The 19,926-nt window shown below is 36.3% G+C and carries 22 protein-coding genes and 1 riboswitch; of the genes, 12 read left to right on the forward strand and 10 right to left on the reverse strand.

What is annotated here, in order from left to right; all coding sequences use genetic code 11:
• Positions 1–210 precede the first annotated feature (210 nt).
• The 4 genes from JOD29_RS19585 (at position 211) to JOD29_RS19600 (ending at position 4,205) form a co-directional block, all read left to right on the forward strand.
• Positions 211–840 (forward strand): LysE family transporter, encoded by a 630-nt coding sequence (locus JOD29_RS19585; RefSeq protein ID WP_124766996.1) that lies wholly within the window; start codon positions 211–213, stop codon positions 838–840.
• Positions 841–1,001: 161 nt separating this feature from the next.
• Positions 1,002–1,238, forward strand: coding sequence for a DUF896 domain-containing protein (locus tag JOD29_RS19590; RefSeq protein WP_124766995.1), 237 nt, complete (start codon positions 1,002–1,004; stop codon positions 1,236–1,238).
• Between the two features lie 312 nt (positions 1,239–1,550).
• Positions 1,551–3,545: a transketolase gene (tkt, locus tag JOD29_RS19595; protein WP_124766994.1), complete on the forward strand. Its 1,995-nt coding sequence runs from the start codon at positions 1,551–1,553 to the stop codon at positions 3,543–3,545.
• A gap of 204 nt (positions 3,546–3,749) precedes the next feature.
• Positions 3,750–4,205: a DUF2512 family protein gene (locus JOD29_RS19600; protein ID WP_158610618.1), complete on the forward strand. Its 456-nt coding sequence runs from the start codon at positions 3,750–3,752 to the stop codon at positions 4,203–4,205.
• A gap of 70 nt (positions 4,206–4,275) precedes the next feature.
• Here the strand turns inward: JOD29_RS19600 and JOD29_RS19605 are convergent, their stop codons facing one another.
• The 5 genes from JOD29_RS19605 to JOD29_RS19625 all read right to left on the reverse strand — a co-directional run bounded on the left by JOD29_RS19605 (position 4,276) and on the right by JOD29_RS19625 (position 7,970).
• Positions 4,276–4,911: a response regulator transcription factor gene (locus JOD29_RS19605; RefSeq protein ID WP_124766992.1), complete on the reverse strand. Its 636-nt coding sequence runs from the start codon at positions 4,909–4,911 to the stop codon at positions 4,276–4,278.
• Positions 4,912–4,915: 4 nt separating this feature from the next.
• A complete protein-coding gene (locus tag JOD29_RS19610; RefSeq protein WP_124766991.1) occupies positions 4,916–6,001 on the reverse strand; it encodes a sensor histidine kinase in 1,086 nt (361 codons plus the stop codon).
• Entirely contained in the window at positions 5,998–6,681 is a 684-nt protein-coding gene (gene liaF / locus JOD29_RS19615) for a cell wall-active antibiotics response protein LiaF (protein WP_124766990.1), read from the reverse strand. The genes JOD29_RS19610 and liaF overlap by 4 nt, the downstream gene beginning before the upstream one ends.
• A 268-nt stretch (positions 6,682–6,949) precedes the next feature.
• Positions 6,950–7,603: a PspA/IM30 family protein gene (locus JOD29_RS19620; RefSeq protein WP_124766989.1), complete on the reverse strand. Its 654-nt coding sequence runs from the start codon at positions 7,601–7,603 to the stop codon at positions 6,950–6,952.
• Positions 7,604–7,616: 13 nt separating this feature from the next.
• A complete protein-coding gene (locus JOD29_RS19625; protein WP_124766988.1) occupies positions 7,617–7,970 on the reverse strand; it encodes a lmo0954 family membrane protein in 354 nt (117 codons plus the stop codon).
• Positions 7,971–8,202: 232 nt separating this feature from the next.
• On the opposite strand from JOD29_RS19625, the gene sirA reads away from it, so the two are divergent.
• Both sirA and JOD29_RS19635 read left to right on the forward strand, forming a co-directional pair.
• The gene (gene sirA / locus JOD29_RS19630; RefSeq protein ID WP_158610617.1) at positions 8,203–8,631 is read left to right on the forward strand and encodes a sporulation inhibitor of replication protein SirA; all 429 of its coding nucleotides are present in this window, start codon (positions 8,203–8,205) and stop codon (positions 8,629–8,631) included.
• Positions 8,632–8,784: 153 nt separating this feature from the next.
• Complete coding sequence (locus JOD29_RS19635; protein WP_124766986.1) at positions 8,785–9,006, forward strand: YneF family protein; 222 nt, start codon at positions 8,785–8,787, stop codon at positions 9,004–9,006.
• Between the two features lie 109 nt (positions 9,007–9,115).
• On the opposite strand, the gene JOD29_RS19640 is transcribed toward JOD29_RS19635, so the two are convergent.
• A complete protein-coding gene (locus tag JOD29_RS19640) occupies positions 9,116–9,292 on the reverse strand; it encodes an asparagine synthase (RefSeq protein ID WP_124766985.1) in 177 nt (58 codons plus the stop codon).
• 209 nt (positions 9,293–9,501) lie between these two features.
• Positions 9,502–10,470, reverse strand: coding sequence for an alpha/beta hydrolase (locus JOD29_RS19645; protein ID WP_124766984.1), 969 nt, complete (start codon positions 10,468–10,470; stop codon positions 9,502–9,504).
• 192 nt (positions 10,471–10,662) lie between these two features.
• On the opposite strand from JOD29_RS19645, the gene JOD29_RS19650 reads away from it, so the two are divergent.
• Together JOD29_RS19650 and JOD29_RS19655 are read left to right on the forward strand one after the other, a co-directional pair.
• Entirely contained in the window at positions 10,663–11,844 is a 1,182-nt protein-coding gene (locus JOD29_RS19650) for an acetyl-CoA C-acetyltransferase (protein WP_124766983.1), read from the forward strand.
• A 103-nt stretch (positions 11,845–11,947) separates the two neighbouring features.
• The gene (locus JOD29_RS19655) at positions 11,948–12,205 is read left to right on the forward strand and encodes a YqkE family protein (RefSeq protein ID WP_124766982.1); all 258 of its coding nucleotides are present in this window, start codon (positions 11,948–11,950) and stop codon (positions 12,203–12,205) included.
• A 672-nt stretch (positions 12,206–12,877) separates the two neighbouring features.
• Here JOD29_RS19655 and JOD29_RS19660 read toward each other — a convergent pair.
• From JOD29_RS19660 to JOD29_RS19670, 3 genes are all read right to left on the reverse strand, one after another.
• Positions 12,878–14,221 carry an amino acid permease gene (locus JOD29_RS19660; RefSeq protein WP_124766981.1) on the reverse strand — a complete coding sequence of 448 codons (1,344 nt, stop codon included), beginning with the start codon at positions 14,219–14,221 and terminating at the stop codon, positions 12,878–12,880.
• A 166-nt stretch (positions 14,222–14,387) separates the two neighbouring features.
• Positions 14,388–14,465, reverse strand: a riboswitch (glycine riboswitch).
• Between the two features lie 504 nt (positions 14,466–14,969).
• Entirely contained in the window at positions 14,970–15,467 is a 498-nt protein-coding gene (locus JOD29_RS19665) for a VanZ family protein (RefSeq protein ID WP_124766980.1), read from the reverse strand.
• Positions 15,464–16,363: an aldo/keto reductase gene (locus JOD29_RS19670; protein WP_124766979.1), complete on the reverse strand. Its 900-nt coding sequence runs from the start codon at positions 16,361–16,363 to the stop codon at positions 15,464–15,466. The genes JOD29_RS19665 and JOD29_RS19670 overlap by 4 nt, the downstream gene beginning before the upstream one ends.
• Positions 16,364–16,446: 83 nt before the next feature.
• On the opposite strand from JOD29_RS19670, the gene JOD29_RS19675 reads away from it, so the two are divergent.
• The 4 genes from JOD29_RS19675 (at position 16,447) to xerD (ending at position 19,596) form a co-directional block, all read left to right on the forward strand.
• Positions 16,447–16,995, forward strand: a complete 549-nt coding sequence (locus tag JOD29_RS19675) for an NUDIX hydrolase (RefSeq protein ID WP_124766997.1) — start codon at positions 16,447–16,449, stop codon at positions 16,993–16,995.
• Between the two features lie 206 nt (positions 16,996–17,201).
• Positions 17,202–17,714, forward strand: a complete 513-nt coding sequence (locus JOD29_RS19680; protein ID WP_124766978.1) for a hypothetical protein — start codon at positions 17,202–17,204, stop codon at positions 17,712–17,714.
• 63 nt (positions 17,715–17,777) lie between these two features.
• Positions 17,778–18,230 carry a ferric iron uptake transcriptional regulator gene (gene fur, locus JOD29_RS19685; protein WP_124766977.1) on the forward strand — a complete coding sequence of 151 codons (453 nt, stop codon included), beginning with the start codon at positions 17,778–17,780 and terminating at the stop codon, positions 18,228–18,230.
• A gap of 463 nt (positions 18,231–18,693) precedes the next feature.
• Positions 18,694–19,596, forward strand: coding sequence for a site-specific tyrosine recombinase XerD (gene xerD / locus JOD29_RS19690; RefSeq protein WP_124766976.1), 903 nt, complete (start codon positions 18,694–18,696; stop codon positions 19,594–19,596).
• The last annotated feature ends 330 nt before the right edge of the window (positions 19,597–19,926 follow it).

Genomic DNA, 19,926 nt, shown 5'->3' on the forward strand with positions numbered 1-19,926 from the left:
TGAAGGCAAAATTAAAAGACCTAAGTCCAGTAGAATACCGAACTCAGGTCTTGGAAGCCGCCTAACTTTATGTCTAACTTTTTTGGGTCAGATCAAAAGCACGAGGCTTTTTAATACCAAACTTCATTGAATTTTTATAGAACGTAACGTATAATAATTCTTATAAAACGGACGTAAGAAGCAACCTTTTAATAGAAAAGAAGTGTTTTTTTGAGTTTGTATTTTGCTTATGTAATGGTTGGACTTGCCATTGCGATGCCAGTTGGTGCCATTACGGTAGAGATGACGAAGCAAGGTTTGAAGAATGGATTTATGCATGGTTGGGCAGTTGGCCTTGGTGGAATGACCATTGATTTAACGCTAATTTTCTTACTATCCATGGGACTTGCCTCAATCTTGGCTTTACCAGTTATTCAGATTCCTATGTGGTTAATTGGTGCAGCATTTTTACTTTATCTAGGGTATGACTCCATAAAAAATGCTAACCAAGGCATAACCTTATCAGGTGAAAAAGCGACAAAATCATTTTTTAGTTCCTATAAAAATGGACTACTCGTTGCGGTCTCACCAGGAAATCTAGTTTTTTGGGTAAATGTATTTGGTGTAGTACTAGCAAAAAATTATTCAAATGATTCAAGTCAGTTTACAATCGTCGCATTGGGCATTATAACTGGTATTTTATTGCATGATTTAGGTTTACTAACTATAGTATCCATTTCAAGAAAAGCGATGAGTCGAAAAATGATTAATTGGCTGACCATCGCAGCTGGAATACTATTATTTGGTTTTGCCGGATATTTTATTTATGAATTTGTAATGAGTCTCACTAAGTATTTATAGAATTGATCAGTTCCTTCTTATAAAAGATGAATAAAATTTTAGTAACTTAAAAATTTTAGGTTACTACTAAATAAAATGAAACGAGTGGAGGTGAAATACTTGCGCTTCGTTTCTTTTTTTCTTACCCTTTAAAGTATTGGAACAATGAAGGGTGAGAAATTATGTTATCAAAAGAAAAAATTGCACGTATTAATGAATTATCAAAAAAGGCGAAAGCAGGCAAATTAACAGAGGCAGAAGCAAAGGAGCGTACACAGTTACGTAAAGAATATTTAGATACTTTCCGTTCTGCTTTCCGCGACACAATCGAACATGTAAAAGTAGTGGATGATGAAGGTAATGATGTAACGCCAGAAAAATTAAAACAAATTAAAGAAAATAAGAAGTTTATTAATTAATGAATGATAGTTTCATAATGTAACACACTATTTTAAAAAGTGTTAGCAGAATACTTTTGACAAATGGTAGCCTTTGTATGTAAAGGACATTTCACTTTCTAGTTTAAACGAAACAATGTTCAATATTAACCGCGTTTACCATAGGTTTCGTAAAGGATTAATCGATTCCGAAATCTGGAGGGAATCTGTAGAGGCTTAATTATTAAATAGTATGACATAATACCAAAAAATTGCGCATATAGGATTGTTTTCTTAATCAAATTTGTCTAAACTGTATAAGTACAATACAAGCACGAGAAAGGATGTCAAAAAATGGCTCAACTAGCGGATCAATTAGCGATTAACGCAATCCGAACACTATCAATCGATGCTATCGAAAAAGCAAACTCTGGTCATCCAGGTTTACCTATGGGCGCGGCTCCAATGGCATACACACTATGGACAAAACAATTACGTCACAATCCACAAAATCCAAAATGGTTTAACCGCGATCGTTTTGTATTATCTGCAGGTCACGGTTCAATGTTACTTTATAGCTTACTTCACTTAGGTGGTTATGGTTTAGATTTAGAAGAAATCAAAAACTTCCGTCAATGGGGTTCATTAACTCCTGGACATCCTGAATATGGACATACTGTTGGTGTCGAAGCAACAACTGGTCCACTTGGACAAGGGATTGCCATGTCAGTTGGTATGGCAATGGCTGAAAAACATCTTGCAGCTACATATAATAAACCTGGTCACGAAATCGTTGATCACTACACATTCGCACTTTGCGGTGATGGAGATTTAATGGAAGGTGTTGCTTCTGAGGCCATCTCATTAGCAGGACACCTACAATTAGAAAAACTAGTTGTACTTTATGATTCAAATGATATTTCTCTAGATGGGGATTTAGCAAAATCATTCTCAGAAAATGTTCAAAAACGTTTTGAATCAAATGGTTGGAACTATATTCATGTTGCTGATGGCAATGATGTAGATTCAGTGAATGCTGCAATTGAAAAAGCAAAACAATCTGAAGGTAAACCAACTTTAATTGAGGTTAAAACAGTTATTGGTTTCGGTTCACCAAATAAATCTGGTAAATCTGATGTTCACGGTGCTCCACTAGGTGCAGATGAAGTGACATTAACAAAAGCTGCCTACGCTTGGGAACATGAGCCATTTGCGATTCCACAAGAAGTATATGATACATTTAAAGCTGCTTCAGAAGTACAAGGTGTACAATCTGAAAATGAATGGAATCAAAAATTCGAAGCTTACAAAGCTGAATATCCAGAATTAGCAGCTCAATTCGAAAAAGCAATGAACAACGAACTTCCAGAAGATTTCGATGCAGAAGTACCTGTTTATGAAGCAGGAAAATCAGTTGCAACTCGTTCTTCATCAGGTGAAGTAATTAATGCTTTAGCGAAAAAAGTACCTTCATTCTTCGGAGGAAGTGCTGACTTAGCAGGATCAAATAAAACAACAATCAAAGGTGCTGGAGACTTCTCACCAGAAACTCCAGAAGGCCGTAACATTTGGTTTGGTGTTCGTGAATTTGCTATGGGTGCAGCATTAAACGGTATGGCTTTACATGGTGGGTTAAACGTATTCGGTGGGACGTTCTTCGTATTCTCTGACTATGTTCGTCCAGCAGTTCGTTTATCAGCGTTAATGGGTCTACCTGTAACATATGTATTTACACATGACTCAATCGCAGTTGGGGAAGATGGTCCAACACACGAACCGGTTGAACATTTAGCTGCATTCCGTGCGATGCCAAATCTTACAGTTTTCCGCCCAGCAGATGCAAACGAATCAGCTGAAGCATGGAAATTAGCTGTTTCATCTAAAAATGTACCAACACTTTTAGTACTGTCTCGTCAAAATTTACCGGTACTAGAAAAGTCAGCAACATTAGCTAAAGATGGCGTTGCTAAAGGTGGATATGTTGTTTCTCCAGCAACGAAAGAAGTTCCGGATGCTATTCTTATTGCGACTGGTTCAGAAGTTTCTTTAGCAGTTGAAGCACAAAAATCATTATTAGCTGACGGGATCGATGCTTCTGTAGTTTCTATGCCATCAGTTGATCTTTTCGAACAACAATCTGCGGAATACAAAGAGTTCGTATTACCAAAAGCTGTTACAAAACGTCTTGCAATTGAAATGGGATCATCTTTCGGCTGGCATAAATATGTTGGTTTCGAAGGTGATGTTCTAGCTATCGATAAATTCGGTGCAAGTGCTCCTGGTGAAATCGTAATGGAAAAATACGGCTTCACAGTTGAAAATGTTGTAGCGAAAGTAAAAGCTCTATAATTAAAGAAAAAAGACTCGTATCCCTACTAAAGGAGATACGAGTCTTTCTGCGTTTTTAAAAGTAGGGAAGACATAAACTTTCACGAAAATGAACCATAGAATTCCTTTCGACTTCTTATTTTTCATACTTAAGCCATTCAAAAATGTATGAAGCTTTTAGAATGGTACAACCTAAAGCAAAATAAAAAGGAAAGGAAGATTTTATTGAAAACGAAGGCTTTTATTATAAAACTCGTCATGACAATGGCTATTTTATTTTTAGTGCTAGGGTTGTTTTTTGGAGTATCATTAGGTGATATACTTTTACTAGGCATCATTTTAACAATTATTGGTTATGTAGCAGACTTCAGTATAATGCCGAGAATTGGGGGACTCTCTGCCACTGCAGGTGATTTAATACTTGCGTTTATCGTTATTTACGTATATGGATTATACGGATTCGATTCAGACATCTCAGTCTTTTCATCAGCCTTTCTAGCGTCAATGTTTATTGCAGCTGGAGAATTTTACTTCCATAAATACTTAATTGATCATCATCATCTATTGAAAGAAGAAATGGATGAGAATAATGCGCTAACTCCTCAAAAGAATATGGTTCCCCGAGCAGAATTTTCTGAGGACTTTGATAAAAATCTAGAAAAGAAGAGTAAAGAAAGTTAATAAACTTCACTCACCATAAACAAAAGAACTGATTCGCAAAATTCGAATCAGTTCTTTATAATTATTTTAATTAATTCGCAAGACCATGTTGAAAAGCATAAACAACCGCTTGGGTGCGGTCTTGCACTTCTAACTTAGATAAGATATTACTCACGTGGGTTTTTACTGTTTTGAGTGCAATGAATAGTTCATCCGCAATTTCTTGGTTTGTTTTTCCTTGAGCAACAAGAAGTAATACTTCCATTTCGCGTTCTGTTAGTTGTTCATGTAATTCGTTGTTGTTTGCACCATTTCGCATGCGAGTGACCATTTTTGTTGTCACTTCAGGTTCCAAAACTGTTTCACCGGATACAGTTTTGCGAATAGCGTCTGCAATTTGTTTCGCATTTGATGTTTTTAATATGTAGCTGACTGCCCCAGCTTCTAAAGCGGGGTAGACTTTATCATCATCAAGGAAACTGGTTACCATCATAATTCTAGCTTGTGGCCACTGTTTAATGATTTCAGCTGTCGCTTCGGCCCCTGTCATGACGGGCATTACATTGTCCATTAAAATAATATCTGGCCGTAAGTCTAGGGCTTTTTCAACCGCTTCTGCACCGTTACTCGCTTCACCGACCACCGTCATATCCGGTTGAGCGGAAAGGTAGGCAGACACCCCGATCCTTACCATTTCATGATCATCTGCAATTAACACATTTATCATTTTCTCACCCCAAATCGTTCTTTTGCTCATTTGTTTCATCGCGAACCATTACTTCAACATCATCGGCTTGAACCACCGCTTCATGTTTTTTGATCGGCACCTTTACTTCAACAATTGTGCCTTCACCTGGAACCGACACAATTTTATATTTACAGCCAATCTCAACGGCTCGTTCGGCAATATTTTTTAGACCATATGAGGAGTTTTTATCCTCTTCCATATTAAATCCAAGCCCATTATCCTGTATTCGTAAAATAGCGAGGTCATCACGGGCGATTAATAATAATTCCACTTCACTTGCTTTTGCGTGTCTCAGTGTATTGGAAAGCGCTTCTTGTGCAATGCGGAATAGGTGATCCTCTTCTGCTCTAGACAGTTCAACATCTTCAATTTGGTAGTCAATATGGAAGTAAACTTTTTGTTGAAGCTCGATAATTAGATCGCGAAGACCTTGTGAAAGCGTGTTGTTATGAAGTGCAATCGGGCGTAAATGTAGTAAAAGTGCACGCATTTCAAGCTGAGCTTGTTGGACAATTTTTTCAACTTGATGAAGTGACCCAGATTTGCTTTGCTCTTCCTCTTGTTCCGTTAGAGCTGACAACAGCATTGATGCAGCGAATAATTGTTGTGAAACGGAATCGTGAAGTTCTCGGGCTAGTCTTTGTCTTTCGGCAATGATCCGTTCTTGAATGATTTTATCGTTTGCTTCGACTTTTTCATTCGTCATACGCTGTAAGCTTTTACGCTGTGTTTCAATTAATTCATTCGTTTGTAACAAAGCTTTTCTTAAAGGATATGAAACGTTTTTCTTCTTTACTGTAAAATCTGGTTCGATTAATTGTTTGACATAATTTGTTGCAATGGCTTGTTTAGATTTACCAATGGAGCTCATCCAAATACTTAGGATCAAACTAATGGTTAAAATAGCGATCATAATAACAGTGAAAAGGGGGAGTCCCTGATAGTTTGTTTCCCATAAAAAGCTCCAGTTTGTTTCATTAGGTACGCCAAATAATAATACCATTAGACCAAAAATCATCCCGCCTAAAAGTAAAAAGATTGTGAGGGTGCGGAAGATAAAAGCAATCATTTTCGAATCACCTCCACATCACCGAGCCATGTCGCTACGTGAATTATTAGGTTGCGTTTTGCATCTTCTGGATTTCCATCTTCAAAAACCAATCGTTCATTCATCATTCTTTTTGGAGCATATTGCAAAAGTTTTGCTTCTCCTAAAATGGTTGTATATTGGATTCGAAACGGAATCTCATAGGGAATCGTTACACTCACTTTACCGATTGCTTGTCGAATGGTTATAACTGAAGTACCGGTTGGTAAAATGGTTTCAGTTGCATCAATAGAAATATCACCTAAAAATCGTTGTATCTGAATATCTTGCCATTTGTAATTTTCAAGGGGTGTTGAAAAACTGCCGAATAAATCATTCTTCTGAACAGTTCCTCTTTGGAAATGATAACCGTCGATTGTAACAGTTTCCTGTTCTTTTGTAAGATGTTTATACAATAAATAAATTAGAATTCCTACGATAAACAGTCGTAAACTCCAAACATTCATGACGGCTAGGAAGAGGAAGAAGCACCCGGCCCAAAAATAATACTTTTTGCTTTTTGAAAAGCTGAAATAGAGAAATAACGCTCCAATAATAAGTAAAAAGGCACCGCCATTATTAAAGATTGCAAGTTCCGCGAAGACGATTAAAAGTAGAATAATCACTAGAAGTGTAAGTTGATCTGTTGAAAATCTCTTCATAATGGGTCCTCCCTTCATCAAGTATGTATTTGTTCGCAAGGATGAACATGATTTAGTTTTAATCAAAAGTTAGGAGAAAGCATATAGCTTTCTCCTTTTTTAGGTAATTATACCATGTTCTATTAAATGTTCGTGAGAAGTTTATCTCTAAAGTTGCTGCGGTTAAATCTAAAAATCACTGTTACTATAGGGGCATTTTAAATGCTTGGGGACATTGTTTGTTCGCCCACTATTCGGATGGTAAACTTATTTTACCCAATTGACTAAATTATTCTTTCGTAGAGACAGGTAATTCAAGTACAGGCGTTGGGTTAGAAGCATTTTGCGTTTCAAGATGACGTAAGCGAGCTTCTAATTGCGTTGTTTCATAATCCTTTTCAATGTTTGTTGCAAGGTTGTCAATGTAAGTTGAAAGTTCATCAAAATTTGTTTCATTTTTTGATTTTAAGACGTGGTCCATTTTGTGGTTTGCACGTGTTACATTTTCTTTGCCCATTAATTGAAGCTGACGAACTTTCATGTCTTTGATTTTGTGCTTCATTGTTTCGAATTTTTGTTCTAACTCTAAAAATTCCTTTTTTGTTGTTTCAATTGAAGTTAGTAATGTGTATTGACGTAATTTATAAGTTTCCACTTCTTTATTGGCAAATTCAATTAAATCTGCTTCACCACTATTTGTTGCAAGGGCTAGTTGATTCGTTCTTTTTTCTAACATCTCACTTGCTTCTTTTAGTTCGCCCTCAAGTTTTTCTTTTAATTGCGCTTGACGTTCAAGTAATATACCAGTTTGTTCTGTTTGTTTTTCAGCTTCACGAATGTATTGGTTAAGCATCGCAATCGGATTCTTTTTTTCCTTTTTATCGAATAACTCATGTAAATCTGCTTCTAAACTGTATTTAAATCTTTTTAATAAACTTGTCATTTGAATTCTCTCCTTATTTCGTTAATTTTGCCCATTCATTTTCAAAATTCGTGAATGGATCATTTTCTTTTGTTGTATTTAATGAAAGTGGCGCGTCTTCGTTGTTCCATTTTTTATACACTACGTAAAGTACGAAGATTGCTGCAAGACCGATTAATGCTGGGATGTTTGAAATAGCTGATAATACACCAACAAGTCCAACTGCTACCCACATCACTTTCGCGAATGTTGATTTAGCTTTGACGTAGTAATGCATGCCGAGCCATACAAACAGACCTGAGAAGGCAAGGCCAACTAATGGACCTAACATGTGAAGTGCAACAATTACTGCGACAACTCCTAAAAGTATTAAACCTAATTTTTTCATTTCTTTTTTGCTCCTTTCGTTTGTAACCTTATGTTATCTAATTACGTGATTTCCTAAAACGGACCCGGATAGCATCTTTACCTAGGTCTAGAGGCTGAGGTCATCTAGGCAAAGTGTAGGAGTTTATTGTTTCATGGTTATTTGACAAAAATAGAACAAGTGTCATGACAGCCTTTGACAAAATATTTGAAATGCTTCTTTTATAATGTTAGTAAAGGAAGGAGGACTAAAAATGAGAACTTATTCAATATTTAATATAAAAAAACAATATCAATCATTTGTATTTGGACGAGAACGATTGCTTCTTGAAATGGTATCTTCTATAGATGAAACAAAAGAGTCCTCTGTATCCAAACAAATTAGTTATCTCTGTGAGCCAATAGAAGGTAGTGTGGTACAGGGGTTCATCTATGAACATTTACAAAGAAGTTTCCCGGAAATGGTAAAAATCGAGGATTATCTAAAATTCGAGCATCAAATTAAAGGTCGCTTAAAATTAAGAGTATACTCTTATCATATAGAAGCGGTTTGTGAAGGATCGCGCATGCTAGATTTAGATCTATTCCAATCATTGAGTCAAATGAATGATTCGTTTCTTGCGTTCAATAAAGCGGATTCGGAATGTGGATGGTTGAAACCAATTAAACATGCCTCATACTAGAAAAAGCTAGTTTGTTTTGTGAAAAATGATACTAAAACACTAGAAAAACGCTATAAAAACAAAGCAAACGCTAGTAACATCAAAGTTTATAGTGTATAATCCTTCATGGAGAGTTCTTCTCGGTATTAATTGGTAGTGGAGGAGGTTGGCACTGTGGATACTTGGATTTGGATTATTATTGTGATTATAGCGCTAGCAGGCGGTGTAGCACTTGGTTTCTACTTAGCTCGTCAATATATGATGAAATATTTAAAAGAAAACCCACCAATCAACGAACAAATGATTCGTGTGATGATGGCTCAAATGGGTCGAAAACCATCAGAAAAACAAGTTCGTCAAATGATGGCACAAATGAACAAATTCTCAGACAAATAAGTCAATCAACAACAGTTTTCGCAGATGTCGAAGCTGTTGTTTTTATTTTGTTTACAGGCTTAAAAGATTTCATTAAAAAAGCCGCCTCACATATAGAGACGGCAAATTACTAACGACGATGTTCGACTAGGTCAATGGCTCCTAATACGATATGGGCTAAACCGAAACCGAAAATGGTATTGGCAATCATTTTGTTTGAACCATGTTTCTGTTTCATTGCATAGCCCGCAGCCGTAACGGCAGAACCAAGAACAGTTGGGATTAAACCTTCACGAAAGTTATTCATTATCAAAATCCCTCCATCATCGTTGTTAGTTGGTGAAACACACCATTCTTATTATTGCAAGTAGTGCTCGAGATATGTAAGAAAGTTTCGTTCATCAGGTGGCTAAACGAAGAATCTTCTTCATTCAATGAACGTAATTCATTTTAATAAAAATAGAAACGACATTCTGAGGTCAAAATCAACACCTAAAATGCCGTTATAAATGAAAATTATGAAATTTCCTTCTGTGATAAAAAATCATCTTCATCATCATCCACTAAAACGTACTGATCTAAAAATTCGCGAATCGTTTGTTCATATTCATGCGAGTTTTGATTAAAAGATTGGGCATGAGCTCCGATGCTAAAGAGCTTTAACATTTTAGGTTCCTCTTTCGCTTCGTACATTTCTTCCGTCATCTCAGGTAGGATGAAGTCGTCCTCTAAACTATGAATAAACAGAACTGGTGATTTGATTTTTGTCACTGCCTGTTTGGGTGTCACACTTCTGATTGAATAGCCATCTCGAAGACGCAAGAAAAGGTCAGCAACTCGAACCGGTAGTTTTGGACGTAAAAGGGTTTCTTTTTTCACAATTTGTGATAGTAATTTCTCGAAGTCTGAGAATCCACAATCGGAAATATAGAAATTCGCACTATCTTCAATAAGCCCAGCATATAGAAGCATTGTCGCTGCACCCATTGATTCTCCGTGAATGCCGATTAGTGCATCTTCGCCAACAATCGTTCTCACGGCTTTTACAACTGCCGCTAAATCGAATTTTTCATAATATCCGTAACTTGTTGTTTTCCCACCAGAATCACCATGACGGCGGTGGTCAAAAACGAAGGAATTAAAGCCAAGTCGCTCAAACATTCGAGCATATTTCACCGAATTAATCTTATTTTCTGTCACACCATGGCAAATAATGATGGTGTTCGTTGTATTTAAAGGCTGTAGAAAAACACCTTTTATTGGATAACCATTTGGTGAATCAATACTTAACTCATCTTTTCGGCAATTGTTATACCATGATTCATCAAAACGTTGTGCTTTTAATTCACGGTCATAGATAAAGTCTGCATCTTTTTGTTTAATGTACATAAGTCGATTGGTTAACAAAATGCCAAAAGCTGCAGTCATTGCGGAAATGACGGACGTAAAAATACTTGATACGATCAATACTTTCTTTCGTTTCATAAAAACACCTCGATTCCTCTTTAGTATAAAATATTCAGCCTGTCATTATTCACCTATACTAATGTTACATTAGTTTTAAGAAAAATTTTTTATTACACCCCTAGTAAAAATACATTCAAAATAGAGGGAAATCTTATATTACATGGAATACATTAAATAAGATTTACTATTTCGAACAAAGGGGAATTGTTCATGTCAAAAGAAGTTGTCATTGTAAGTGCTGTACGTACAGCGATTGGTTCATTTCAAGGTACTTTAAAGGATGTACCTGCAACAAAATTAGGTGCCATCGTCATAAAAGATGCACTAAAAAGAGCTGGAATAGATGGAAGTCATGTTGATGAAGTCATCATGGGAAATGTGTTATCTGCTGGACTGGGACAAAATCCTGCACGTCAAGCAACTTTAGAAGCGGGCTTATCTTATGAAATTCCAGCAATGACCATTAATAAAGTTTGTGGTTCGGGGTTAAAAGCTATTCATTTAGCAGCTCAAGCCATTGCAGCGGGTGAAGCTCAAGTTGTTGTAGCAGGTGGCTTCGAAAATATGAGTCAAGCGCCATATTTACTAATGAATGCTCGTGAAGGATATCGTATGGGAAATCAAAATGTCGTTGATAGTATGATTCAAGATGGATTATGGTGTGCATTTAACGATTATCATATGGGAATGACAGCCGAAAACTTATGTGATTATTATCATATTACGCGAGAAGAGCAAGATGCGTTCGCAGCTCGGTCACAACAACGTGCATTTTTTGCAATTAATGAAGGGAAATTTGATGAAGAAATCGTGCCGGTTGAGATTCCAGTAAGAAAAGGGGATCCGATTATTTTTGCAAAGGATGAATACGTAAGACCAAAAACAACCGTTGAATCTTTGAATAAATTACGTCCAGCATTTAAAAAAGACGGATCGGTGACTGCTGGAAATGCATCGGGAATCAATGATGGAGCTGCAGCTGTTGTAGTAATGTCAAAAGAAAAAGCAGATGAGCTAGGCATAGCGCCGCTAGCAATAATCATTGCAAATGCAAGCGCAGGTGTTGACCCTGCCATTATGGGGACAGGCCCAATCAAAGCCGTTAAAAAAGTGTTAGACAAAGCAAATCTCTCACTGGATGAAATCGATTTAATCGAAGCGAATGAAGCCTTCGCTGCTCAATCAATTGCTGTAGATCGTGAACTATCCTTTAATCATAATAAATTAAATGTGAATGGTGGGGCAATTGCCCTTGGTCATCCAATCGGTGCAAGCGGTGCGCGTATTCTAGTCACGTTGCTGCACGAAATGAAAAGACGCGACGCAAAACATGGCCTAGCAACACTATGTATTGGTGGTGGACAAGGAGTAGCGACGATTATCCAAAGATAATGTTTAATGTTCGTTCGTACCTAGAAAATAAACAAGGGGTTGCAACGAAGGACTAAGGGTAGTATCGTACTAATATATGTACGAAATGGAGCAGGTGAAAAGCATGGCAAAAAAGAAAAATCAACCGCAAAAACAAACAACAAACAAAAATCAAGAAAATGAAGCACTAACACTAAAGGACCAAATCAATGGGGACGTGTTAGCAAAGCTACAAGCTGCGAAGAAAAGTTTAGTGGCTGAAGAACAAGCAAAAGAAGAAGAACGTCAAGCGCGTCTAGCCTTCGAACGCAAACAACGCGAAAAAAACATGTCCTTCGAAGAGCTTCTTGATAAGTATGGCAATCAAGGATCGAAATTTTAAAGTTAATTGATCTGCAACTCCTTTAGGGAGAGAGTTCTCTTTTGGAGTTCAAAAAGTGAAAGTTAGTTAAATAATTAACAAGATAGCATGGCGATTCGAAAAGGAATTCGCCATGTTTTTTATGTTTGTATGTGAAAATCATTAGGTAGAATTACTGTTTGAAGAGAATAGTGGAGACTTATTAAGAATATAAGTGGGGGAATTCCAGTTAAGGGATCTTGTTTAAGTTGAAATTAAAAAATTCGGATGAGATAAGTATACAGGAGTTTTTTAAAATAACGGAAATTTCTTCCGTTATTTAAACTAGAAGGACATCAGAAGTCAGATATAAGGGAAGAAATTTCCGTTAATGCTCTAAATTAAGGAAAAATTCAAAGATTTTGATGAGATAAGGGTAAAAGATTCCCTTATTTGGAGAAAAATAAATGGGTTTTTTAAAATAACGGAATTTTCTTCCGTTATTTAACCTAGAGAACTCCTAGAAGTCAGATATAAGGAAAGAAATTTCCGTTAACCGCTCTAAATTAAGTCGAAATTTAAAGATTCAAACTAGATAAGGGTACCTAGTAGACTCTTAAAAAATAAAAAGCGCGGCCAATTCTAAAAATAGAACTGGCACGCGCTAAAATCTCATTTCAATGGGCTTGTCTCACCCAATTTTATACTACACTATTATTTTTTGTTACCTCTTAGGTTATAGATGGCAACTAGTATAATAAACCAAATCGGAGTTAATAATAGGGCACTTCTTGTTTCTTCCGAAATAAACATAATTACTAAAATCGCTACAAATAGTATGAGCACAACATAGTTAATAAACGGAGTTAACGGTGCTTTAAACGTTGATTTTTTATGTAACTCGGGACGTGTTTTCTTATATCGAATATGTGAAATAAGGATAATACTCCACACCCAGATGAAGCAAATGGCACTAATCGTTGTAACGATACTAAATGCTGCATCAGGAATCATATAGCTTAATAATGCTCCAACTGAAACGACTACTGCTGAAGTGATCAGGGCATTTGAAGGAACATGATTACCATTTAATTTGGCAAATGATTTTGGCCCTTGTTTATTTTTGCTTAAGTTATACATCATACGACTTGTTGAGAATAATCCACTGTTACCTGCAGATGCAGCAGATGTAAGCACGACAAAATTAATAATTCCTGCAGCAATTGGAATTCCAGCTAAAGTGAAAACTTGTACAAATGGACTGTTTGCTGCACTTAATTGTGTCCATGGATTAATACATAAGATGACGAAAATCGCACCAACATAGAATAATAAAATTCGAACAGGTATTTTATTAATGGCAGATGGGATGTTTTTCTTTGGATCTGCTGTTTCAGCGGCTGATACCCCAACTAATTCCACACCCACGAATGCGAATACTACCATTTGGAAGGCAAATAGGAAGCCTGTAAGACCATTCGGGAAAAGACCGCCATGTTCCCATAAGTTGCTTACTGAAACTTTCCCAGTGTTTGTTTCAAATCCAGTAACAAGCATGAAAATACCAATCGCAATTAATGCGACGATTGTAATTACTTTAATAATAGCAAACCAAAACTCTAATTCACCAAATAGTTTTACAGTTAGCAAGTTTAAAAATAGTAAAATGACTAAACAAGCAAGAGCTGGAATCCATTGTGGTATATCAAACCAATATCTTACATAAACCCCAACGGCAATGATGTCTGCCATCGCTGTCATAATCCAACAGAACCAATAAGTCCATCCTGTTACAAAACCTGCCCATGGACCGATATAATCTGTTGCAAAGTCTGTAAATGATTGGTAACCTGCATTTGATAATAGTAACTCACCTAAAGCACGCATGACGAAAAACAATGAAATCCCTATAATTAAATAAACAAATATAATAGAAGGACCCGCTTTTTCTATTGCTGCCCCCGACCCTAAAAACAACCCTGTACCAATCGTTCCGCCGATTGCAATTAACTGTACATGTCGATTTTTTAAGTCGCGTTTTAATTCTTGTTGTGCCATGTGATAGCCCCCTGATGTTTTGTAGGAAGAGCCGTTTCTAATTTAGAGTTTCACATTTGTGCTTTACCTACATGAGCATAGATTGTCTAAAAAATTCACTCAATTTTAATAATAAAAAAAGAGATAGACTTTCTATCTCATGAGAACTTTAAAAATAACAAAAAATCTGTTATCTTCTGTCCTTTTGCCTGAGATTATTAACCCTTCGGCGTCGCTTGAATGCGATCTCTCCAGAAACTGCTCCAACTAAAGTGTATGCTCTAGTTTTCAACGCTATTATTTTGTTTCAACTTAACAAATTTTAATGATGTCGGAAAAAATCAGGAACTTCTATCCGTCTTATTTCGACAAAATTCTACGTTGTTTTCTTGTAGAAATCTTAACAATATTCTAGGGATCTATCAAGACTATTTGTTAGATAATTTCATCGATAGAAAGGACGATTGTCGATTGAAAGCGTTATCTTTAGAGAAATAAACTCATAAGAGAGAAATTAGTTGTATAAAAAAGAACTCTCAAATGGATTTGAAAAGTAAGTGCGAAATGTAAAATGCGAACATTGTGTAGTTTAATTTTAAAAATCGTTCGTTTTCTGGTTAAAAAGTAGATGCTTATCCAGGATTCGAGTATAGATAATCGTGGGATACAGAAATTGCTGTGAAACCGAGTTCGCGGAAGGAGTAAAGTATGATGGTACGTAAAATGTATAATTGCATAGTATTTTACAAAAAAGAGCTAACCTTATCAGTTAGCTCCTACATATAGAAATTTCCTTCATCCACTTCTTTGTGACTAGCTGGATTACTTTGAAAAGAATGATTAGGGTAAACGCGCCAGCTGTATCTAGTAGAACATCATTAAAGATGCCTGTTCGACCAGGTACAAAAGTTTGGTGGAATTCATCAATTGCCGCAATAATAAAAGTGCTGATGATCGCAAAAAGTGCAGCATGCTTTAATTTTAATTTCCGATAAAGTAAGTAAATGATGATTCCGATGAGTCCGAATCCGACAAAATGAGTTGCTTTACGTATTAAAAACTCAACGAAATGGTAATATCCCCTCGTTTCAACAGAAATCGTTTGCCCCCAATAGGTAACTTCGATTTTACTCAACAACTCCTCAAATGGTTTGTCAGCTAATACCTGTTGTAGAGAAGGGACGATGGTTTGCTGTTGATAGGACATACTTGAAACAAAAAATAGCGTGATCAGGATTGCGATGATTACTAGAATATACCTTTTCATCGGTGCTCTTGATAGATGTCTCGCTTTAAGAAGTTATTTACATTCGCTATATTGTTGATGTCCTTTGCTTTTTCGTAGGCCTTAACGTTTTCAAGTAGTTGCTCTGTTGTTCTTGCCCCAATTACAGTTGAAGCAATCGCAGGATGACTTAAATTAAATGCCAAGGCTGCTGCATGTATGTCTTCATATTCAGATTCAAGTTGTTCTAAAACTCGTGCTAATTCTTCTTTTGAATAACTCATATAGTTCGTAATTTTATCCAGTCGTTCTCGCCAAGTTTTAGTTAACAATCCCTTAGCAATAGAACCGCGTGTAACGACAGAAGCTCCGTTACTTGCGATCAAATCAAACCATTCTTCTGCTCGTCGATCCAACATACTGTATTGCATCATGTTTGAAACGCATTGGCTCTTTCTGGTAAAGGCTGTAAAGACATTCGGGCGAATAGAGGAAATCCCGTACTGTCTGATCACACCTTCTTTTTTTAGATCTTCAAAGGTTTCAATGATTTCATCCCATGAATCGTCAATCGTCCCACCATGTAATTGATAGAGATCAATATAGTCTGTTTGTAATCTACGTAAGCTCATCTTTAAGCCGTTTTTAATATGTTCTGGTGTGGCATCCCAAAACCAACCATCTTTGTCTTCGTGCCAACGATTGCCAACCTTTGTTGCAAGGATGACTTCCTTTCGATGTGGCTTTAATACTTGGCCAAGTATTTCTTCGTTTGCGCCTCGATCATATAAATCTGCGGTGTCAAAATAATTAATGCCTTGTTCAAGTGCCATTTCAATAACAGGTTTTGCGTCTTCTAGTTTAGGTGGTAGCGACATACAGCCTAAGCTAAGTTCTGAAATTTCAATGTCACTTTGACCAACTTTTCTTTTTTTCATATTTCCCCCTGCTTTCTGCCAAACTTTTCTTAACTAATGGTACAATGAAATGAACAAAAACGACAAGCGAGGGCATTGAAGTGATGAAAAAATTTGAAGAAAAAACAATTCAATCAACACCTATCTATAGTGGAAAGATTATTTCATTAAAAGTTGATGATGTGCTACTTCCTAACGGTAAAGAAGGAAAACGAGAGATTATTAATCACCCCGGTGCGGTGGCGGTTATTGCCATTACAAATGAAGGTAAATTAGTGTTAGTTGAACAATATCGAAAAGCATTAGAACGCTCGATTATCGAAATTCCTGCTGGTAAATTAGAGCGTGGGGAAGAACCAGAGCTAGCTGCTAAACGCGAGCTAGAAGAAGAGACAGGATATGGTTGTCATGAAATCTCCTATTTACAAAGCTTTGCGACTTCTCCCGGTTTTGCGGACGAAGTAATCCATCTTTATGTGGCAAAAAATTTATATGAAATTGAAGAAAAAGCAGAACTCGATGAAGACGAATTTGTTTCTCTAATGGAAGTGTCGATTGAAGAAGCGGAAGAAATGGTGGAAGATCAAAAAATTTACGACGCCAAAACAGCATTTGCAGTACTATGGATGAAATTAAATAGTGGTAGGGCTTAAATTACTTCATAAGCAATGATGAAAATATAATTTTGCCAAGTGAGAATCTTTAACTAAATTTATTCTATAAATGTCTGATTCTTTTTACAAAAAATGATGAATGATTATGAAGCTAATTATGATAGATTTTTCTAAAATTAGAAGCTATTAAAAGGGTATATTGATAGAGGACGAGCATAAGCTGTAACAACGAAAGGAGAATGCTTATGTTTCGTTCTTTGACTGCTATACAATATGCCTGTATCTTAGCTATTAGTTTCGTAAGTGGCGTAGTATGTTTTCAGGCGTTTTCAATGGACAAGTCTATGAAACTAATTGGATATATTGATCCTAGAGTTTTAGATCAAACAGACATTTCGTTGTGGCAGACGATTCTTCCCTTAGTTGTTTCTATTGTTATTGTGTTAGTGTTTGCGACAAATCCCTATATTCAATATTTTGCGCGATTTGTAGTAGCCATTCGAATTACCTTCTTTGGCTTTAGTTCGGTATTTCTATTAACACAATCAGAATCGATGTTAACGTATAGTGCCTGGTGGTTCCCATTTCAACTTGTCTATGCCATTCTATTATTAATGTTATGTTCGGTTTATGGTACAAGAAAAGTAGGACCAAATCGAAAACACTTTTTTTCTAAAAAATTATTTATCTTTATCGTAGCTTGTCTAGCAATTGTTTGCGCGGGAGAGGTTGTAACAATTTCTTACATTTTTAAATGAATCAGAATCTTGTAATCCCTCGAATTCATTTGGTATAATAAGATGAGTTTAGGAGGGCGTCGTATGGAGAGCCGTATCGATCGTATTAAAAAGCAATTACATAGTGCTGGCTATAAACTGACGCCTCAGCGGGAAGCGACAGTTACAGTACTATTAGAACATGAAGAAGACCATTTAAGTGCAGAAGATGTGTACTTACTAGTAAAAGATAAAGCGCCTGAAATTGGATTAGCAACGGTTTATCGCACACTTGAATTATTAACAGAGTTGAAAATTGTCGATAAAATCAACTTCGGAGATGGCGTATCGCGCTATGACCTTCGTCAAGAAGGTGCAAAACATTTCCACCATCATTTAGTATGCATCGAATGTGGTGCAGTAGATGAAATTCAGGAAGACCTATTAGACGATGTAGAAGCTGTTGTAGAAAAACGTTGGAATTTTATTATTAAAGATCATCGCTTAACATTCCACGGAATTTGCTGGCGTTGCCACGACAAACAAGAAAATCAATAATTGGACTCGCAAAGAGTGTAAACTAAGTTAGTCGACTTTGTTTACACTCTTTTAATTTTGGATCGGTAAGAATTAAGACTAATAAACAAGAGATGTGAATAAGTGAGATGAAGGAGAAATACGATAAATGAGTATCGTAAATCTCTTTCATCGGGGTGATGAAGAGGGGAATAGGGTACTTTTGCTTTGTAAACCTCTTTCATCCGGACTATGTAGAAGAATTAACTTTACTTTATTATTACAATTTCACTTCTTACGTTTTCGTAGCGTGAAACGGGGAACTAAGTTAATAGGTGCCTTTCAATTGGATTTGAACTCCAATCCAAATAGCCTGGACTTTTCACTCGCTGGTGCTTACTAGCCTTTATCAAAAGCAACATCATTCAATATAGAGAAATGTTTTACCTTGTAACCATTTGGAAAAAAAACTATCATTGGTAGTATAAAAGGGTAGGTGTTTTGGATGCAACGTGATAAGGATGCATTATCAGATTATATACATTTTTTACAAGTAGAGCGTCAACTCTCACAAAATACATTGGCCTCGTACCAACGAGATTTAGCAAGTTATATTGAACATTTACATACAGTACAGGGTGTCAATTCCTTGAATGATGCAGAACGATCTCATATATTAGTGCACTTAGAATCTTTACGTTCTAATGGCATCTCAGCTCGAACGATTGCTCGACATATTTCATCTATACGTTCCTTTCATCAATTTTTATTGCGTGAAAAAGTGACAGAACATGACCCGACTGTACATATTGAAATGCCCCAAATTGAGCAGCGACTTCCAAAGGTGCTATCGCTTGAAGAAATTGAGTCATTAATTCAAGCTCCTAACAGAAGTAAGCCTCAAGGGATTCGTGATACGGCCATGCTTGAGTTGCTTTATGGAACAGGAATGCGAATTAGTGAATGCATCGAGTTAAATTTAGAAGACATCCATTTAACGATGGGGTTTGTCCGTGTATTCGGGAAAGGTGGAAAAGAACGCATCGTCCCTCTCGGAAAGAGTGCAATTCGAGCATGTAACGAATATTTGCAAAGTGCAAGGGGTAAATTGCAAGGGGACTATCCAAAAACAGAAGCGTTATTCATTAGTCAAAGAGGTAAACGCTTAACGCGTCAAGGTTGTTGGAAGTTGATTAAAGAACATTTATCAAAAGCTAACATTAAAAAAGAAATTACGCCCCATACATTACGCCATAGTTTTGCAACACATTTAATTGAAAATGGTGCAGACTTACGCGCAGTGCAAGAAATGTTAGGTCATGCCGACATTTCAACAACTCAAATTTATACACATATAAGTAAGACTCGACTTTCTGAAGTGTACAAACAATTCCATCCAAGGGCCTAAGGAATTCTATAGAAAATGGGGGTAGAAATCACAGTGATATTCTTTCTCCATTTTTTTGTTTAATTAAGGTGAAAATAACCTCAATTAATCGGTAATTCTACGATTATATCAGCTTCTTAAGATTACATAATATTCATTTGACGGAATTTCTCCGCATATAATCTAGATTATTTAAATAAGATTCTAAAAATATCTCTCTCAACTGTCTAGATTACTTGAAAAAGTGTCTAGAATTAGATTAAGTCCATATAATTGTGTAAAAAGAAAAGAGTCATTTTATGCCCTCTTGGATACAATGTTTTCAACGACGATAAACATTAGAAAAGAGGA

This window comes from Lysinibacillus composti (assembly GCF_016908465.1).
Lineage (GTDB): Bacteria > Bacillota > Bacilli > Bacillales_A > Planococcaceae > Ureibacillus > Ureibacillus composti_A.

Excerpts from the sequence above, each read along its gene's own strand:
- JOD29_RS19590 (WP_124766995.1), top strand. The coding sequence starts at position 1,002 with ATGTTATCAAAAGAAAAAATTGCACGTATTAATGAATTATCAAAAAAG.
- tkt (WP_124766994.1), top strand. The coding sequence starts at position 1,551 with ATGGCTCAACTAGCGGATCAATTAGCGATTAACGCAATCCGAACACTA.
- JOD29_RS19605 (WP_124766992.1), bottom strand. The coding sequence starts at position 4,911 with ATGATAAATGTGTTAATTGCAGATGATCATGAAATGGTAAGGATCGGG.
- JOD29_RS19610 (WP_124766991.1), bottom strand. The coding sequence starts at position 6,001 with ATGATTGCTTTTATCTTCCGCACCCTCACAATCTTTTTACTTTTAGGC.
- liaF (WP_124766990.1), bottom strand. The coding sequence starts at position 6,681 with ATGAAGAGATTTTCAACAGATCAACTTACACTTCTAGTGATTATTCTA.
- JOD29_RS19620 (WP_124766989.1), bottom strand. The coding sequence starts at position 7,603 with ATGACAAGTTTATTAAAAAGATTTAAATACAGTTTAGAAGCAGATTTA.
- JOD29_RS19625 (WP_124766988.1), bottom strand. The coding sequence starts at position 7,970 with ATGAAAAAATTAGGTTTAATACTTTTAGGAGTTGTCGCAGTAATTGTT.
- sirA (WP_158610617.1), top strand. The coding sequence starts at position 8,203 with ATGAGAACTTATTCAATATTTAATATAAAAAAACAATATCAATCATTT.
- JOD29_RS19640 (WP_124766985.1), bottom strand. The coding sequence starts at position 9,292 with ATGAATAACTTTCGTGAAGGTTTAATCCCAACTGTTCTTGGTTCTGCC.
- JOD29_RS19645 (WP_124766984.1), bottom strand. The coding sequence starts at position 10,470 with ATGAAACGAAAGAAAGTATTGATCGTATCAAGTATTTTTACGTCCGTC.
- JOD29_RS19650 (WP_124766983.1), top strand. The coding sequence starts at position 10,663 with ATGTCAAAAGAAGTTGTCATTGTAAGTGCTGTACGTACAGCGATTGGT.
- JOD29_RS19655 (WP_124766982.1), top strand. The coding sequence starts at position 11,948 with ATGGCAAAAAAGAAAAATCAACCGCAAAAACAAACAACAAACAAAAAT.
- JOD29_RS19660 (WP_124766981.1), bottom strand. The coding sequence starts at position 14,221 with ATGGCACAACAAGAATTAAAACGCGACTTAAAAAATCGACATGTACAG.
- JOD29_RS19665 (WP_124766980.1), bottom strand. The coding sequence starts at position 15,467 with ATGAAAAGGTATATTCTAGTAATCATCGCAATCCTGATCACGCTATTT.
- JOD29_RS19670 (WP_124766979.1), bottom strand. The coding sequence starts at position 16,363 with ATGAAAAAAAGAAAAGTTGGTCAAAGTGACATTGAAATTTCAGAACTT.
- JOD29_RS19675 (WP_124766997.1), top strand. The coding sequence starts at position 16,447 with ATGAAAAAATTTGAAGAAAAAACAATTCAATCAACACCTATCTATAGT.
- JOD29_RS19680 (WP_124766978.1), top strand. The coding sequence starts at position 17,202 with ATGTTTCGTTCTTTGACTGCTATACAATATGCCTGTATCTTAGCTATT.
- fur (WP_124766977.1), top strand. The coding sequence starts at position 17,778 with ATGGAGAGCCGTATCGATCGTATTAAAAAGCAATTACATAGTGCTGGC.
- xerD (WP_124766976.1), top strand. The coding sequence starts at position 18,694 with ATGCAACGTGATAAGGATGCATTATCAGATTATATACATTTTTTACAA.